The organism is Eggerthella sp. 1_3_56FAA (assembly GCF_000185625.1).
GTDB classification, from domain to species: Bacteria; Actinomycetota; Coriobacteriia; order Coriobacteriales; family Eggerthellaceae; genus Eggerthella; species Eggerthella lenta.
Window position 1 is genome coordinate 433941 of record NZ_GL622581.1, and the last position, 15037, is coordinate 448977.

The following is a 15037-nucleotide window of genomic DNA, read 5'->3' on the forward strand; positions in this document are numbered from 1 at the left end:
CTACGCCGAAACCGGCGCACCCGTCTCCTGCGCAGACGCCTCGTCGGACGACTCGGCAGACCGCTCGCCCGCTTCCTCGACGCCCTGCTGCGCTTCGATGTTCTCCTCGAGCAAATCGCTGGCGCGAAGCCCGAGTCCTACCGCTTCCTCGTACAAGGCGAGCGCAGCGTCAAGCTCCAGCTCGTCGCTGCTCACCGCGTCGACGATTTCTTCGAGGCGGGACTTTACCGCCTCGAAGCTATCATACGACTCAAGCGCCATAGGAGGAGGCTCCTTCCGGCGACTCGCCCTCCTGCTCCGGCGACCCGCACTTCTGAGCCGCGAGGGGCTCGCTTTCGGGTTCCGCGATTTCGTTCTCCCGCATCGCCAGAGGCTCTTCGTTGCCAGCGGCATCCGCGTCGCAAGAAGAAGGGGCATCGGCCTCCTGGCCCTCCTCCCCCTCCAGCATCTTGGCGATACGACCCAGAATGCCGTTGACGAAGCGATGGGATTCGTCTTCCCCACCGAAGTCCTTCGCCAGCTCAACCGCCTCGTTGATGGTGACCGAGGTGGGCACGTCGTCGATGTACATCATCTCGAACGTGGCCAACCGCAGAATCGAGCGGTCGACGATGGGCATGCGGGCCAACGACCAGTTCTCGGACGTGGCGGCAAGGTGGTTGTCGATAGCGATGCGATGCGACTCCACGCCTCGCACCAGCATCAACGCGTATTCGGGCAGCGGACCGTCTTCTTCCAGGCGACGGTCGCCCTCGGCGATTGCCGCGGGCGACTCGTCGGTTATCTCGCTGGTGTACAGCACTTGGAGCGCGGCACGGCGCGCGCTGGTTCGTTCATGTCGTTTAGCAGCCATATAGATTCTTAAAGCCTCCGGACGCTTAGCGGGCGAACTGCATGCCGTCGATGTACACGTCCACAGAGCCTACCGGAATGCCAACCTGGCTGGTCACCGCGTCGGAGATAGCCTGACGGATGTTGGCGGCGAGGTCGGGCAGCACATAGCCGTAGTACACGTCCACGCGAATGGAGATGTGCAGCTTGTCCTCCTCGTCCACCGTGATGTCGATGCCCTGAGTGGAGGGCTTGCTGCCGAACACGGAGCGCAGGCCGCTCGTGGTGGACGGGCCGATGCAGGCCACGCCCTCCACTTCGTTGGCCGCGATGGACACGATGGTTTCGACGACGCCCGGCGCAAGCGCCATGCCGTCGACGTTAAGCTCTGTCATAGTACGTCTCCCATCTGGGTTTCGATGAAGTCGGTGGTCACATCGCCCGAGCAGAACATCGCGTTATCGAGCACACGGCGATGGAAGGCGATCGTGGTTTCGATGCCCTCGATCACGAACTCGTCGAGGGCGCGGCGACCGCGCGCAAGCGCTTCCTCGCGATCCTGGCCGTATACCACGAGTTTCGCCACCAGCGAATCGTAGTACGGCGAGATGCGCGAACCCGTGCGCACGTAGCTTTCCACGCGCACGCCGGGGCCGGCCGGGGCTTCGAATTTCGTGATGGTGCCAGGGCACGGGCGGAAGCCGTGCTGCGGATCTTCCGCGTTGATGCGGAACTCGATAGCATGGCCCGCAGGCGAGAACGGCGCACGGGAAGCGCAGCTCATGGGCTCGCCAGAAGCGATGCGCAGCTGCTCTTTGATGATGTCGGTGCCGGTGATCTGCTCGGTCACCGGGTGCTCCACCTGCACGCGCGTGTTCATCTCCATGAAGTAGAACGACCCGCGCTCGTCGAGCAAGAACTCGATGGTTCCAGCGTTCTTATAGTTCACGGCGCGCACGGCCTTGATGGCCGCCACGCCCATGGCGCGGCGCAGATCCTCGGTCAGGGCCGGCGAGGGCGCTTCCTCGATGAGCTTCTGATGACGACGCTGCACGGAGCAGTCGCGCTCGCACAGGGCGACGTTGTTTCCGAAGTCGTCGGCCAGCACCTGGATCTCCACGTGGCGCGGACGCAGCACGAGCTTCTCCAGGTACACGCCGTCGTTGCCGAACGCTGCCCCGGCCTCGGTGCGCGCGGCCTGGTACTGAGCCTCGAGATCGGCCGGGTCGTGCACTTCGCGCATACCCTTGCCGCCGCCGCCCGCCGTGGCCTTGATGAGCACCGGATAGCCCACGCTGTCGGCGAACGCCTTAGCCTCGGCCGCCGTCTCGATACAGCCGTCGGAACCGGGAACGGTGGGAACGCCGCACGCTTTCATCGTCTCGCGCGCGGAGCTCTTGTCGCCCATGCGCTCGATGCACTCGGGAGCCGGGCCGATGAACACGAGATCGTTATCGGCGCAGGCGCGGGCGAAGTCGGCGTTCTCGGCGAGGAAGCCGTAGCCGGGATGCACGGCTTCCGCGCCGGTGGTTTTCGCCGCGGCGATGATGTTGGCCATGATGAGGTAGCTCTTGTTCGCCTGAGCGGGGCCGATGCACACGGCCTCGTCGGCGTACTGCACGGGATAGGTGTCGGCGTCCTCGGTCGAGTAGACCGCGACCGTCTTCACGCCCAGCTCCTTGCAGGCGCGCATGATGCGCAGCGCCACCTCGCCGCGGTTCGCGATGAGAATCTTGTTAAACATTATGCCGTCTCCGGAGCCGGAGCCGGGGCACCGTGGGGCTCGATGTAGAACAGCACCGTGCCGAACTCGACGGGCGTGGCGTCCTCGAGGCACACCTCGCGGACGGTGCCCATCTCCTCGGCGGCGATCTCGTTCATGAGCTTCATGGCCTCGACGATGCACAGCGTCTGGTTGGCGGCAACCTCGTCCCCCACCTGCACGAACGGCGGTTCGCCGGGTGCCGGGGAGGTATAGAACGTGCCCACCATGGGAGCCGTGACGGCGTACCAATCGCTCGGACGCTCCACGTCGTCGGCAGCGGCTGCCGGAGCGGCGGCGGGAGCCGGAGCCACGGCGGCAACCGGCGCGGCCGCAGCGGCCACGGCAGCGGCCTCGGCCGACATCGTTCCCGGCATGCGTACGGCGATGCGGGTGCCCTCTTCCTCAACTACGATCTCGCCGACGCCGCTTTCCTCGGCGACGCGAACCAGCTCGCGAATCTGATTGATGTCCACGTAATCGTCCTCCTTGGTGTGGCTCGACTCCTGCTCCATGAGGAAATCGACCTTCTCCGATGTGCGGTGCTTGCTCAGGAACGTGCGCGCCTCGTTCGGGAACAGGGCGTACATGAGCACGTCCTCCTCGCTCTTCGCGAGGTCGCCGATCTCTTCTTCAACCTGAGCGTAGGTGGTGGTGACCAGCGAGCCGGGCGCCACGTCGGGCGGCAGCATTTCGGAGTTGCCCACGACCTTCGCCACGATGTCCTTGTCCATGCGGCCCGGAGCCTTGCCGTAGTAGCCGCAGATGTAGTCCTTCATCTCCTTGGACACGACGCTCCAGCGCTTGCCGGTGAGCACGTTGAACACAGCCTGCGTGCCCACGATCTGCGACAACGGCGTGACGAGCGGCGGATAGCCCACCTCGGCGCGCACCTTCGGAATCTCGCGCATCACCTCGGGCAGGCGATCGGCGGCGTTCTGGATCTCAAGCTGCGACACGAGGTTCGACATCATGCCGCCCGGCACCTGGTGCGAGTACACCTGCATGTGCGTGAGCGACGAGACGCCGCGCTTGTAGTGTCCGCGCTTGCGCATGTCTTCCCAGTATTCGGCGATCTCGAACAGGAGGTCGAGGTCGAGGCCGGTGTCGTAGCGGCTCTCCTGGAGCGCAGCCACGATCATCTCGACGGCCGGATGCGAGTTGCCGAACGCCAGCGGCGCATGAGCCGTGTCGGCGATGGCGGCTCCGGCTTCGGCGGCTTTGAGGATGTTGGCGGGCGCCATGCCGCCGACGTAATGGCAGTGGATGTGCAACGGCAAACCGATTTCGGCGTTGAACGCCTTCACCATGCGCTCGGTGCGGTAGGGCGTGAGCATGCCCGCCATGTCCTTGATGCAGATGGAGTCGGCACCGAGGTCCTTGAGCTTCTGGCCGTAGTCGAGGAAGCTGTCCAGCGTGTGCACAGGCGACATCGTGTAGGAGATGGCGCCTTCGAAGTGACCGCCGCATTCCTTGATGGCTTCGGCGTTGTCGACGACGTTGCGGATGTCGTTGAGCGCGTCGAACACGCGGAAGACATGCACGCCATTGCGCTTCGCGGCCTTGATGAAGTGATTGCAGATGTCACGCGAATAATGCTTGTACCCCACGAGGTTCTGGCCGCGAGACAGCATGGCAAGCGGCGTGTTCGGCGTCTGCGCCTTGATGGATCGCAGCCGCTCCCACGGGTTCTCGTCGAGGAAACGCATGCACGTGTCGAACGTCGCACCGCCCCACGCCTCGATGGCCCAGTACCCGACACGGTCCATTTTAGGCAGGATCGGCAGCATGTCGCCGATCTGCATACGCGTGGCCCAGAGGCTTTGCTGGCCGTCACGGATGGTGGTATCCATGATCTGAAGCCTTGGCATGAACTCACACCCCCTTCGGTTTGCAGTTAGTCAAAGATCGAAACAAGAATTATAGAGTAACCCCTTGCCGCGATAGCCATGACCGGGGAAATTCACCGACAAGCAACAGATTTCGAGCGGCGGGAGGCCGAGGCGGCCATACGTATGCAGCACGCTCATCAAAAAGACGCTGCATTGTAATCGCTGGATGACGGCTTGGGTTTTGCGCGCCGTTACGCTTTCTGTATGAGCGAGATGAGCAAAAACGAGAAGATGGCGCGCAAGGATCCCCTTGTCCAGCGCCTGTCTGCCGACTTGGGCAGCCGGCTTCTCGAAGTGCGCACCTCCGAAGGACTCTCCCAAAACACCTTGGCCGAGATGGTGGGCACGAAGCATCCTCGCATCAGCAACCTCGAAGGCGGCCTCGTGGACGTGCGCCTCTCCGACATCGTGAAGCTGGCCCGCGCCCTCGACGTGAACCCCGGCGAGCTGCTCGATCTCGCCGCTTACAAGCTGGAGGACTATCCCCTCCCCCTGCCCGACAACCACGCGCGTATGTAGACGAACAAAACGAGGGCGCCCGTCGGGCGCCCTCGTTTCCATTGAGCCGAGTCGGGGTTTCGCGCTTGCTACACGCGCTTGATGAAGCGGCCGTCGCGGGTGTCGATCTGCAGAACGTCGCCGATCTCGACGAACGTGGGAACCTGCACTTCGACGCCGGTCTCCAGCGTGGCGGGCTTCGTCGTGTTAGTGGCCGTGTCGCCCTTGAAGCCGGGCTCGGTGTGCGTGACCTCGAGCTCGACGAACATCTGGGGCTCGATGCTGATCAGCTCGTCGCCAGCGTACAGCAGCGACGCCTCGTCGTTCTCCTTGAGCCACTTCGCGGCATCGCCGACGGTTTCGGTCGAGATGGCCATCTGCTCGAACGTGTCGTTGTCCATGAAGTTGAAATCGGCACCGTCGTTGTAGAGGTACTGCAGCTTCTTCGTCTCGAGACGCACGGATTCCACCTTGACGCCGGCGTTGAACGTGTTGTCGATGATGCGGCCAGTCTTGATGTCGCGCAGCTTCGTGCGGACGAAGGCGCTGCCCTTGCCGGGCTTCACATGCTGGAACTCGACGATGGTGCACAGCTTGCCGTTAAACTCGATGCACATGCCGTTCTTGAAATCGGCGGTAGAGATAGCCATACTCGGTAATCCTTTCGTTCACGGGCGATCCGCTGCGCGCCGCGGGGCCCGATCAGCGTTCAAACCGGTACATTATAGCGTGTCGGGCAAACCTTGCGTGCGCACATCAACCGTATCAGAAAAAAATCAGGGCATGGCGCCTTGACGATGCATGCGCACACCGCCTCCCACCTGTTCACGCGGTCGCCAACCTGCGCACGCGGTCGCCGGCATCCCCGATTACGGCAAAAAAATCGAGGTAAGTAAATTTCCATACGGGCAACCGCTCTCAAAGACAGCTTACGAAAGACGTGATCTGGCATTTTGTTCTTGCCCTCGATACGCGAAGGGGCATTCCTTGCTGTTCAATTTGCCTATCTCGATTTTTCTGCCAGATTCTTCTATAGTGGCCGACATGGATATACTTATCGGATATCGCTCCGCTCTTGAATACTGGCGATTGGTCGGCCCTGGCTTCCTGCGCGGATATCAAGAACGAAGGACCGCAACGCGCCGCGCGACGAAAGCGTTGTCGTGCCCCTCGAAGCCGCGGCTTGCGCAAGGAAACCGCCGACCGGCCGGATGCAAGCTGCCCGTTCGCGCAATCGTCGGCACAACCGAAGCCAGAACGACTACAGCGAGCCTGGTCAGCCATAAGTGGACGAGCCTGCCGGCAAGCTCCTTTGTCGATGCAGGACAGGGATTTCTTGTCAGCACGCCGGAGTTCTGCTTCCTGCAAATGGCTCGCGAGATGACCGTCGCCCAACTCGTACAGCTTGGACTCGAACTATGCGGAACGTACGCATTGGCCGAAAACGGACCCGCGATCTCGCGCGAAGCCCCGCTCACGACAGCCGCCAAGCTGAGAGCCTTCGTCGAAGCCGCAGCGGGCGCACCCGGGCGAGCCACGGCGTTGCGCGCAACGCGCTACCTGTTGGACGGCTCGGCCTCTGCTATGGAAACCTTGCTCGCCCTGCTGCTGTATTTGCCGAACAATCTGGGCGGCTACGGGCTGAAGAAGCCGAAGCTCAACTACCGCGTTGACGCACCGGCTAGCTTGCGCGAACTTGCCGACCGCAGCTACTGCCTCTGCGACCTCTGCTGGCCGGAAGCAAACCTCGCGGTAGAGTACGACTCGCGGCTCCATCATTCCGAGCCAGGCCGACAAAGCAGCGATGCGCGACGGCGCAGCACGCTCATCGCGCTTGGATTCACCGTGATAACGGTCTTCCCCGGCCACATCACGGATAGCGGAACCTTCAATCGCCTTGCGCGGCAAGTGGCGAAGCTTACAGGCAAGCGGCTGCGCTACCACGACCCCGAGTTCACCCGCAAGCACCTTGAGCTGCGCGAGCAGCTGCTCGAGAACCTCTGGGAAGGTGCACGCGCGTGAGAACGGCGATGAGAGCCCGCCGGCTACAGGATCACCGGATCGTGGGTTGATCGGGTGAAGACCTCGAAGCCGTCGGGCGTGATCACGCCGAAATCTTCCAGGCGCATGCCGAATTCGCCCGGCAGGTAGATGCCCGGCTCGACCGTCACTACGTTGCCCGGCACGAGGGGCTGCTCGTTGCGCGGCGACAGCGCGGGCTGCTCGTGGATGTCGATGCCCACGCCGTGGCCCAAGCTGTGGCCCATCTTGCCGGCAAAACCCGCGTCCGCGAGCGCGCGCTCGGCCAGCTCGTGCATGGCCTTGCCCGTCACGCCCGGCTTGAGCACGGCTTCCACCTGCTCGTTCGCGCTGCGGATGGCCGCGTAGGCATCGCGCATCTTCTGGGACGGCTGGCCCAAGAACACCGTGCGCGTCATGTCCGAGCAGTACCCGTGCGCCCGTGCGCCGAAATCGAGCACGACGCATTGACCCGCCTCGAGCACCGTCTGGCCAGGAATGGCATGGGGACTCGCGCCGTTCGCGCCCGCGGCTACGATGGACGGGAACGCAAGGCCCTCGGCGCCGTGGCGACGCATGAAGTCCTCCAGCTCGATCTGCACCTCGCGCTCGGTCATGCCGGGACGCATGTACCCCACGATGTGCGCGAACGCGGCGTCGGTGACGGCCTGGGCCGCCTTCATGCGCGCGATCTCCTGCACGTCTTTCACGGCGCGCAGGTTCACGATGAAGTCAGACGTTTCTCGCAGTTTCGGACGCTCGGGAACCTCCGCGAAGGCGGCTTCGAGGGCGCGAAAGCCGGCGAGCGACATGGAGTCCTCGATGCCGAGCGCGATGGCTTCGGCCTCGACCGACGGCCGGTCGGCATGGCGGGCGGCGAAGGTTTCGGCGACGAACTTCGCGTGGGCGACCCGTGCGTCGTCGACCGCGACCGCACCTTCGCGGGCAGCCGCCGCGCGCGCTGCCTCGCTGTAGCGCGAGTCGGTGTGCAGCACGGCATCGCTCGGCGTAACCAGCAGCGCGTGCGCGTCCTCGTCGTCGAACACGCCGTCGAACGCGGTGAGCCAGGCGATGTTCGAGGTGTCGCGCACGAAGAACGCGCCCATGCCCGCATCGGCGCAGGCGGCGCGGAGACGATCGAGGCGAGGCCCGGCAGCCGCAGCGAGCGCGGCGCTATCGGGCGAGCAGCACATCGACGGCCTCCTTGTAGCCCTCTTTGCCCTTGCCCTTGATCTGCGCCACGCATACCGGCGCGATGACCGAGATGCGGCGGAACTCCTCGCGCGCGGAAATATCGGATAGATGCACCTCCACCGTGGGCACGTCGATGGACGACACGGCGTCGCGCAGCGCGTACGAGTAGTGCGTGTGCGCACCGGGATTGTAGACGATGCCGTCGTACGCGCCGCGCGCCTCGTGCAACTTGTCGATGAGCGCGCCCTCATGGTTGCTTTGGAAGCAGTCGACGCTCGCACCCCGCTCGGCCGCGTATTCCGTCACCTCGCGCTCGATGTCGGCAAGCGTCACCGTGCCGTACACGTCGGGCTCGCGGACTCCCAGCAAATTGAGGTTCGGCCCGTTCAACACCAGAATCTTCTTCATAATCGGCTTCCTCCCCTATGCCTTCGAGCGAGCCCAAGCGTTCAGGTGGTCGAGGATGGTGGCGTCGTCGACGTCGGCGAGCTGCCAGGAACCCACGTCGCGGGGCAGCACGAAGCGCACCTGGCCGCGACGGGCCTTCTTGTCGCGCTTCATGGCCTCCAGCATGGCCTCCGGCTCGGCCGACCAGTCGAGGGCGGGCAGGCCCAGCTGGTCGAGCAGGCTGTCCTGCGTCTCGACCAAATCGAGCGGCGCGTCCACCAGCGACACGGCCATGCGCGCGGCGAAGCGCATGCCCTCGGCCACGGCCGCGCCGTGCGAGAACGCGCCGTACCCCGCCAGCGATTCGACCGCATGTCCCAACGTGTGGCCGTAGTTCAGGCACTCGCGCACGCCCTTGCTCTCGGACTTGTCGGCAGCCACCACGTCGGCCTTGAACACCACCGAGCGCGCGATGGCCTCCTCTACTACCACCTCGTCGCGCGCCGCCAGCGCGCCCGCCGCGTCGACCAGCCAGAAGAAGAAGTCGTCCGAGTCGATGACCGCGGACTTCGCTATCTCCGCGCAGCCGCAGGCCCACTCGCGTTCGTCGAGCGTGGCCAGCGTGGCCGTGTCGGCGCACACGTACGCCGGCTGTTTGAACGCGCCCACGAGGTTCTTGCCGGCCGCCAGGTTGACGCCGGTCTTGCCGCCCACCGAGGAGTCCACCATAGATAGCAGCGTCGTGGGAACCTGCACCACCGGCACGCCGCGCATATAGGTTGCGGCAACGAACCCGGCGAGGTCGCCCACCACGCCGCCGCCGAGCGCCACCACCACGCAGTCGCGGCCGAGCGCAAGGCTGGCCATGGCCTCCCATATCTCTCCCGCCACCTCGACAGACTTCGAGCCTTCGCCCGCCGGCACGGCGATGTCGCTCACGCGGAACCCGGCTTGCGCGAGCGCTTCCTTCGCGTCGGCGCGATACAGCGGCGCAACGTTCTCGTCGGTGACGACGAGCGCGCGGTCCGACTCGGCGAACACCGGCAGCTTGCGCAGATGCGCGCCCAGATTCGCCAGCACGCCGCCGCCGATGCGCACGTCGTAGGCTTCTTCGCCGGGGATGTTGACGATCACTTTCGTTGCAGGCACAGGATGCCCTCCTTCTCGAGCGCGCTCTGCACTTCGCGCGCGATGGTAGCCACGTTCTTGCCGGCGGTGTCGATGGTGAGGTCGGCCACCTCGGCGTACAGGGGCAGGCGCTCCTCGGACGTCTTGCGCGCGACATCGAGGTCCTGGAACAAAGGGCGCGTGGAGGTGTCGCTGATGCGCGACTTCGCCTCGTCGGCCGTGACCTTCAGGTACACGACGAACCCCGCATCGCGCAGGATGGCGCGGTTCTCATCGCGCTTCACCACGCCGCCGCCGCACGACACGAGCAGCGGCTCCTTGCCGGCCAGCTCGCGCAGCACGTCCGTCTCGATGGCGCGGAAGCCGTCCTCGCCCGCCTGCGCGAAGATCTCCTTCACGCGCTTGCCCTCGCGGCGCTCGAGGTACGTGTCCATGTCCACCGAGGCCACGCCGCAGGTGCGCGCCAGCCGTCGCGCGACCGACGTCTTCCCCGCGCCCATGAATCCCACGAAGAACACGGGGCGCGCAAGCTCCCCCACCACGCGAGGTCGTCTCGAAGCCTCGTGCCTCATCGCGCCATCGTCCTGAGCCGCTGGCGGTACGCTTTCACGGCCGCCTTGATGTCGGCCATGTTATCGCGCCCGAACTTCTCGAGGTACGCCTCGGCCAGCACGAACGCCACCTCGCTCTCGGCCACCACGGCGCAGGCGGGAACGGCGCACGTGTCGCTGCGCTCCTTCGACGCCTCTTCGACTTCCAACGTGTCGAGGTTCACCGTCTCGAGCGGCGTCATGAGCGTGGGAATGGGCTTCATGGCCGCACTCACGATGAGGGGCATGCCCGTGGTCATGCCGCCTTCGAGGCCGCCCGCATTGTTCGACGTGCGCACGAAGCCGACCTGCTTGTCCAGCGCGATGGGGTCGTGCACCTCGGAGCCCACGCGGCGAGCCGCTTCGAAGCCCAGACCGAACTCGACGCCCTTGATGGCAGGGATGGAGAACAGCGCCGCTCCCAAACGCGAGGTCAGACGATCGTCCGCCGTAGCGTAGCCGCCCACGCCCGGCACGAGCCCCGTCACCACGACGCGGAACGTGCCGCCCAGGCTCTCGCCCGCGTCTTTCGCGCGGTCGATCTCGGCCTTCATGGCCTCCGTCGCCTGTTCGTCGGGACAGCGCACCTCGCTCGTCTCGATAGCCAGCGGCTTGTAGTCGGGAGCGTTCATGAGCGCGTCGTCCTCTTTGAAGGACGCGCTTCCGATGGACGTGACGTACGAGAACACCTCCACACCCAGGTCGGCCAAGAACTCGCGCGCGATGCCGGCCGCCGCCACGCGCGCAGCCGTCTCGCGGGCGCTTGCGCGCTCGAGGATGTTGCGGCAGTCGGACGTGTCGGTTTTGAGCGCCCCCACGAGGTCGGCGTGGCCGGGGCGTGGCGTGACCTCACGGGCGAGGTCGGACGGAGCCTCGCCGAACGTGGCCATGCGATCGGTCCAGTTCTCCCAGTCCCGGTTGCGCACCACGAGCGCGATAGGAGTTCCCAGCGTGCGGCCGAAGCGCACGCCGGAGACGACCTCCACGGTATCGCGCTCGATACGTTGGCGGCCGCCGCGCCCGTAACCGGACTGACGACGAGAAAGGTCGGTGTTGATCTGCGATTCGGAGATCTTCAAGCCCGCGGGCACGCCTTCGACGATGGCCGTCAGGCACGGACCGTGGCTCTCGCCTGCTGTTAGGTATCGCATAGTCTGTCGCTTTCCGCGCTGATACGAATGGTTCGCATCGTATTGTACCCTACCGTTCAGGCAAGGCTAGCGAAAAGCAGGTCGCACGCCGCATCCGCATCGAATGAGGCATCAACCCCATCCCTATGGCTCACGTACTCGTCATCCTGAGCGAGCACAGCATTCGACAGTCCAGTGGACTGTCGAACTCCCGAGCACGCGGAGCGAGCGCAGGGAGGCTCCGCGAAGCGGGGACGCGAAGGATCCCGTACGGTGCCAACCGAGACGCTTTCAGCTGGCGCCTCACGGGATCCTTCGACTCCGCGCTACGCGCTCCGCCCAGGATGACGAAGCAACCAGTCGGTTCCGTTCAGGATGACGGAAGTCTACAGGTCGAACCCTGCCGCTTCCGCCATCAAGGCGAACAGCTCGTCGTCAGACAGGGCGACGTCGACCTCGGCGAGGTCGCACACGGCGTGCACGGTAGCCACCGCCTGCGCTACCAGCATCCCGGCGCCGTCGTGCACCGTACATCCCGCTTCGCGCGCGGCGCGCACGAGCGCCGTCTCGCCGTGGCCGTATACCGCGTCGAACACGGTCTGCCCCGCGCTCAGAAGCTCGACGTCGAACGGCGAGCCGTCGCCCTCGTTCATGCCGAGCGGCGTCGCGTTCACCACGAGATCGGCGGCGGCCAGCGCCTTCGTGGACGTGGTGTAGCTGCCGAACTTGAACGTGGTGCGCTCGTAAGCCGTGCGGAAGCTGCGATGGTGCGCCTGCGCTGCCGGCAGGTCCACCGTGGCATTTGCCAACAGGCCGAACCGCTCGACGTAGCCTTCGAGCACCTTGCGGGAGCGCTCCTTGTCGCGCCCGACCAGCATGGCCACGTCCGCCCCGGCGATGGCGCATGCGTGCAGGATGGACAGCGCCGTGGGGCCCGTGCCGCACACGGCCACGCGCTTGCCTGCGAAGCAAAAGCCCGTGCGCTCCAAGTACGCCACGCAGCCCTGGCCGTCGGTGTTGAAGCCGATGAGCGCGTCACCCTTCTTCACCAGCACGTTCGCGCCCTGGGCGAGCTTCGCCGTGGCAGCCTTCGCCGTGGCGGCCTCGAACGCGAGCGGCTTGTACGGCGTGGTGATGTTGATGGACAGGAAGCCGCGCGCCTCCACGAACGAGCGCGCCTCTTCCTCGGTCGCGCAATCAGCCAAACCGTAGCGCCACGGCAATCCTAAGCGCTCGTACACGGCGTTGTACATCGCGGGCGACGAAGAGTGCGCAATGGGATGTCCCAAGAGGTACAGGCTCTCGGCCGGCCGTTCGGCTTGCGTGTCGGTCATAACGATCCTTTCGCTCGCTCGTTCACATCAGACGCCCTGCGCGTCGGGTTCCTCATCCTCGCAGGGGACGGCGTTCTGCGACGTCGATGCGGCGCCCTCCGGCTTACGCTCGCCCATGACGACGCGCTCGAAGTTGCGCAGCAGCAGCGTATGGGGCAGATCCTGCTCCACCAGCGGAGCCAGCAGATACGCCTTCATGCCCAGAAAATGCGCGCCCATGACGTCGGTGACCAGCTGATCGCCGATGACCACCGTCTCGGAACGCTTCGCTCCCAGCTTGCGCAAAGCCATGAGGAACGCGGGCGGCAACGGCTTGACGGCCTTCGCCACGATGGGCAGCGAAAGACGGTTCGCCAGCTGGTACACCCCTTCGTGCCAGTTGTTGGACACAAGGCAGAACGTAATGCCCGCATCGCGCGCCTTCGCCAGCCAGAACCCCACATCGCGCGGCACTTCGTGGGTGTCACGCGTGAGGATGGTGTTGTCCACGTCCAGCAGCACGTTGCGAAAGTCCAGCGCCAGCAGGTCGCGGTCGATATCGATGCGCGAGATGCGCGCAAAGTAGCGGTCGGGTTCGAGAAAAGCCATGGCGTTGTCGCTAACGGCCTAGGAGAACGTCTGCTGATGCTCTTCGTACGTTTCGCTGAAGTAGTACTGCATCGTACCGCTTTCATCAGGCGCGAAGTAGAAGAAGAAGTAGTTCGTCTGCGCAGGGTTGCACACGGCTTGCAGGCAATCGAGACCCGGCGAGCAGATGGGCGTGGGAGGCAGACCCGTGTTCGTGTAGGTGTTGAACGGTGTTGGATTCTTGATATCCTCGGGGGTGGGGTCGTGACCCAGCTCGTAAGCCGTGGTCGCATCGCTTTGCAGGAAGCCGTAGTTCGGATCGCCGAAGTTGTTCAGGCGGTTGTAGAACACCGAGGCCACCTGGGCGCGGATCTGCTCGTCGCCCGACGACTCGCGCTCAACGATGGAAGCCAGCTTCACGGCATCGTAGATGGTGAGGCCCTGGCTTTGCGGGTAGGACCAATCGAGCCCCGACGTCTCGGTCTTGAACTGGTCGAGCATCATGCGCACTACCGACTCGGCCGTGGCATCGTCGCCGATCTCGTACGTTTTCGGGAACAGGAAGCCTTCCAGGCTGTTCGTGCCCGCGTCGGCCAGGAAGTCGTAGTCGGCCGCGTATGAGCTGGCATCCGACGCAGCGGCCGTGAACGCGTCCGCCGTGATGCGATTCTCGGTGAAGGTTGCCACGCTCTGGGCAACGGCCTCGAGCGTGCTTCCTTCGGGGATGGTGAGCGCGTTCGCCACCGGACCGGCCGTCAGCTGGTTGATGATGGCGTCGAGCGACATACCGCCCGCGAATGTGTAGGTACCGGGCTTGAGCTGGGAATCAACGCCCATCTCGTTGACGCGCTTCGTGAAGTCTCCCGCATTGGAAACCAGACGGGCTTCCGCAAGCTGCTCTCCGACGACCTTGGCACCAGCACCTTCGGCCACCGTGATCGTGGCCTCCTGACCCTCGGCCAGAAGCTCGACCGATTGCGCGGAACAGCTGTTGAACAGGGTGAGCGCGCCCCACGCCAAACCTCCGACGACAAGAACGGCCAAAACGGCGGCGACTATAGCAGGAGCCTTGCTTTTCTTCGGGCGGATATAGCTGGTATCGTACGTACGGAACTGGCGCTCGCCCCGGGCATGAGCCGAGCGAGCTGCATGGTTCGGACGCTGAGAATAGGTGACTTGCTTCCTGTGCTGGGGCATGGAACTGATCCTCTTCTTCCATCAAGCCTCACGGCGCGCGTCAAGCCACGCCTGCAAAAACAAACTTGCGGCTATCATATCTATTTTGCCGCGCATGGCCTTCTCGGTCATGCCCTTTTCACGCAAACTCCGTTTGGCTTCCTGCGAACTTAACCGCTCATCAGCGAATTCGTAAGGGATGCCGCAGGCGTCGGATATGGTTTTCGCCGCTTTCCGAATGCGCGCGGCCTGAGGCCCCTCCGCGCCCGCCATGGTGTAGGGAAGTCCGCACAGCAGCAGCTCCGGCTCCCAATCCTCAAGCGCTCGCTGGAACGGCTTCGCGCAGTTCAGCACTTCCGAGGCGGGCAGCACGGCCACCGGAGAAGCCACCCGCTCCCCCGGATCGCTCACCGCAACCCCCACGCGCGTCTCCCCAATATCCAAAGCCATAATTCGCATGATGAGCCCTTTCATGTTACCGGCGGATACGCGCGGCTTTCCGCTTTCAGCCTATTGTACGTCAATGCGG

Annotated in this window: 17 protein-coding genes; 2 read left to right on the top strand and 15 right to left on the bottom strand. The window is 64.7% G+C overall.

All coding sequences use genetic code 11. The features are described from left to right. The 5 genes from HMPREF1023_RS12135 to accB are packed head-to-tail and all read right to left on the bottom strand — an operon-like array spanning position 1 to position 4464. Positions 1-261 carry an exodeoxyribonuclease VII small subunit gene (locus tag HMPREF1023_RS12135; protein ID WP_009306659.1) on the bottom strand — a complete coding sequence of 87 codons (261 nt, stop codon included), beginning with the start codon at positions 259-261 and terminating at the stop codon, positions 1-3. Then, positions 251-853, bottom strand: a complete 603-nt coding sequence (gene nusB / locus HMPREF1023_RS12140) for a transcription antitermination factor NusB (protein WP_009306660.1) — start codon at positions 851-853, stop codon at positions 251-253. Before nusB ends, HMPREF1023_RS12135 begins: the two co-directional genes overlap by 11 nt. A gap of 25 nt (positions 854-878) precedes the next feature. Then, complete coding sequence (locus HMPREF1023_RS12145; RefSeq protein WP_009306661.1) at positions 879-1226, bottom strand: Asp23/Gls24 family envelope stress response protein; 348 nt, start codon at positions 1224-1226, stop codon at positions 879-881. Further along, the gene (gene accC, locus HMPREF1023_RS12150; RefSeq protein ID WP_009306662.1) at positions 1223-2575 is read right to left on the bottom strand and encodes an acetyl-CoA carboxylase biotin carboxylase subunit; all 1353 of its coding nucleotides are present in this window, start codon (positions 2573-2575) and stop codon (positions 1223-1225) included. Before accC ends, HMPREF1023_RS12145 begins: the two co-directional genes overlap by 4 nt. Beyond that, positions 2575-4464 (bottom strand): acetyl-CoA carboxylase biotin carboxyl carrier protein, encoded by a 1890-nt coding sequence (gene accB, locus HMPREF1023_RS12155; RefSeq protein WP_009306663.1) that lies wholly within the window; start codon positions 4462-4464, stop codon positions 2575-2577. Before accB ends, accC begins: the two co-directional genes overlap by 1 nt. Positions 4465-4698: 234 nt before the next feature. Here accB and HMPREF1023_RS12160 point away from each other — a divergent pair, with 234 nt between their 5' ends. Then, positions 4699-5004 (top strand): helix-turn-helix domain-containing protein, encoded by a 306-nt coding sequence (locus tag HMPREF1023_RS12160; protein WP_021410692.1) that lies wholly within the window; start codon positions 4699-4701, stop codon positions 5002-5004. Between the two features lie 68 nt (positions 5005-5072). Here HMPREF1023_RS12160 and efp read toward each other — a convergent pair whose 3' ends face one another. Continuing rightward, positions 5073-5633 carry an elongation factor P gene (efp, locus tag HMPREF1023_RS12165; RefSeq protein ID WP_009306665.1) on the bottom strand — a complete coding sequence of 187 codons (561 nt, stop codon included), beginning with the start codon at positions 5631-5633 and terminating at the stop codon, positions 5073-5075. 337 nt (positions 5634-5970) lie between these two features. On the opposite strand from efp, the gene HMPREF1023_RS16020 reads away from it, so the two are divergent. Beyond that, positions 5971-7005 carry an endonuclease domain-containing protein gene (locus HMPREF1023_RS16020; protein WP_227101198.1) on the top strand — a complete coding sequence of 345 codons (1035 nt, stop codon included), beginning with the start codon at positions 5971-5973 and terminating at the stop codon, positions 7003-7005. Positions 7006-7028: 23 nt separating this feature from the next. Here HMPREF1023_RS16020 and HMPREF1023_RS12175 read toward each other — a convergent pair whose 3' ends face one another. From HMPREF1023_RS12175 to ruvX, 9 genes are all read right to left on the bottom strand, one after another. Then, positions 7029-8195, bottom strand: coding sequence for a Xaa-Pro peptidase family protein (locus tag HMPREF1023_RS12175; protein ID WP_009306667.1), 1167 nt, complete (start codon positions 8193-8195; stop codon positions 7029-7031). Next, complete coding sequence (gene aroQ / locus HMPREF1023_RS12180) at positions 8176-8604, bottom strand: type II 3-dehydroquinate dehydratase (RefSeq protein ID WP_009306668.1); 429 nt, start codon at positions 8602-8604, stop codon at positions 8176-8178. Before aroQ ends, HMPREF1023_RS12175 begins: the two co-directional genes overlap by 20 nt. Positions 8605-8619: 15 nt before the next feature. Next, entirely contained in the window at positions 8620-9732 is a 1113-nt protein-coding gene (aroB, locus tag HMPREF1023_RS12185) for a 3-dehydroquinate synthase (protein WP_015761252.1), read from the bottom strand. Further along, the gene (locus HMPREF1023_RS12190) at positions 9714-10283 is read right to left on the bottom strand and encodes a shikimate kinase (protein ID WP_015761253.1); all 570 of its coding nucleotides are present in this window, start codon (positions 10281-10283) and stop codon (positions 9714-9716) included. The genes aroB and HMPREF1023_RS12190 overlap by 19 nt, the downstream gene beginning before the upstream one ends. Beyond that, on the bottom strand, positions 10280-11452 hold the full coding sequence (aroC, locus tag HMPREF1023_RS12195; protein WP_009306671.1) for a chorismate synthase: 1173 nt from the start codon (positions 11450-11452) through the stop codon (positions 10280-10282). The genes HMPREF1023_RS12190 and aroC overlap by 4 nt, the downstream gene beginning before the upstream one ends. Before the next feature lie 365 nt (positions 11453-11817). Next, complete coding sequence (locus HMPREF1023_RS12200; RefSeq protein ID WP_009306672.1) at positions 11818-12765, bottom strand: shikimate dehydrogenase; 948 nt, start codon at positions 12763-12765, stop codon at positions 11818-11820. 27 nt (positions 12766-12792) lie between these two features. After that, positions 12793-13353 carry a YqeG family HAD IIIA-type phosphatase gene (locus HMPREF1023_RS12205; RefSeq protein ID WP_009306673.1) on the bottom strand — a complete coding sequence of 187 codons (561 nt, stop codon included), beginning with the start codon at positions 13351-13353 and terminating at the stop codon, positions 12793-12795. An 18-nt stretch (positions 13354-13371) separates the two neighbouring features. Next, positions 13372-14529, bottom strand: a complete 1158-nt coding sequence (gene mltG, locus HMPREF1023_RS12210) for an endolytic transglycosylase MltG (protein ID WP_009306674.1) — start codon at positions 14527-14529, stop codon at positions 13372-13374. A gap of 21 nt (positions 14530-14550) precedes the next feature. Further along, positions 14551-14967 (bottom strand): Holliday junction resolvase RuvX, encoded by a 417-nt coding sequence (gene ruvX / locus HMPREF1023_RS12215; RefSeq protein WP_009306675.1) that lies wholly within the window; start codon positions 14965-14967, stop codon positions 14551-14553. Positions 14968-15037: the final 70 nt, after the last annotated feature.

Excerpts from the sequence above, each read along its gene's own strand:
- HMPREF1023_RS12135 (WP_009306659.1), bottom strand. The coding sequence starts at position 261 with ATGGCGCTTGAGTCGTATGATAGCTTCGAGGCGGTAAAGTCCCGCCTC.
- nusB (WP_009306660.1), bottom strand. The coding sequence starts at position 853 with ATGGCTGCTAAACGACATGAACGAACCAGCGCGCGCCGTGCCGCGCTC.
- HMPREF1023_RS12145 (WP_009306661.1), bottom strand. The coding sequence starts at position 1,226 with ATGACAGAGCTTAACGTCGACGGCATGGCGCTTGCGCCGGGCGTCGTC.
- accC (WP_009306662.1), bottom strand. The coding sequence starts at position 2,575 with ATGTTTAACAAGATTCTCATCGCGAACCGCGGCGAGGTGGCGCTGCGC.
- accB (WP_009306663.1), bottom strand. The coding sequence starts at position 4,464 with ATGCCAAGGCTTCAGATCATGGATACCACCATCCGTGACGGCCAGCAA.
- HMPREF1023_RS12160 (WP_021410692.1), top strand. The coding sequence starts at position 4,699 with ATGAGCAAAAACGAGAAGATGGCGCGCAAGGATCCCCTTGTCCAGCGC.
- efp (WP_009306665.1), bottom strand. The coding sequence starts at position 5,633 with ATGGCTATCTCTACCGCCGATTTCAAGAACGGCATGTGCATCGAGTTT.
- HMPREF1023_RS12175 (WP_009306667.1), bottom strand. The coding sequence starts at position 8,195 with ATGTGCTGCTCGCCCGATAGCGCCGCGCTCGCTGCGGCTGCCGGGCCT.
- aroQ (WP_009306668.1), bottom strand. The coding sequence starts at position 8,604 with ATGAAGAAGATTCTGGTGTTGAACGGGCCGAACCTCAATTTGCTGGGA.
- HMPREF1023_RS12190 (WP_015761253.1), bottom strand. The coding sequence starts at position 10,283 with ATGAGGCACGAGGCTTCGAGACGACCTCGCGTGGTGGGGGAGCTTGCG.
- aroC (WP_009306671.1), bottom strand. The coding sequence starts at position 11,452 with ATGCGATACCTAACAGCAGGCGAGAGCCACGGTCCGTGCCTGACGGCC.
- HMPREF1023_RS12200 (WP_009306672.1), bottom strand. The coding sequence starts at position 12,765 with ATGACCGACACGCAAGCCGAACGGCCGGCCGAGAGCCTGTACCTCTTG.
- HMPREF1023_RS12205 (WP_009306673.1), bottom strand. The coding sequence starts at position 13,353 with ATGGCTTTTCTCGAACCCGACCGCTACTTTGCGCGCATCTCGCGCATC.
- mltG (WP_009306674.1), bottom strand. The coding sequence starts at position 14,529 with ATGCCCCAGCACAGGAAGCAAGTCACCTATTCTCAGCGTCCGAACCAT.
- ruvX (WP_009306675.1), bottom strand. The coding sequence starts at position 14,967 with ATGCGAATTATGGCTTTGGATATTGGGGAGACGCGCGTGGGGGTTGCG.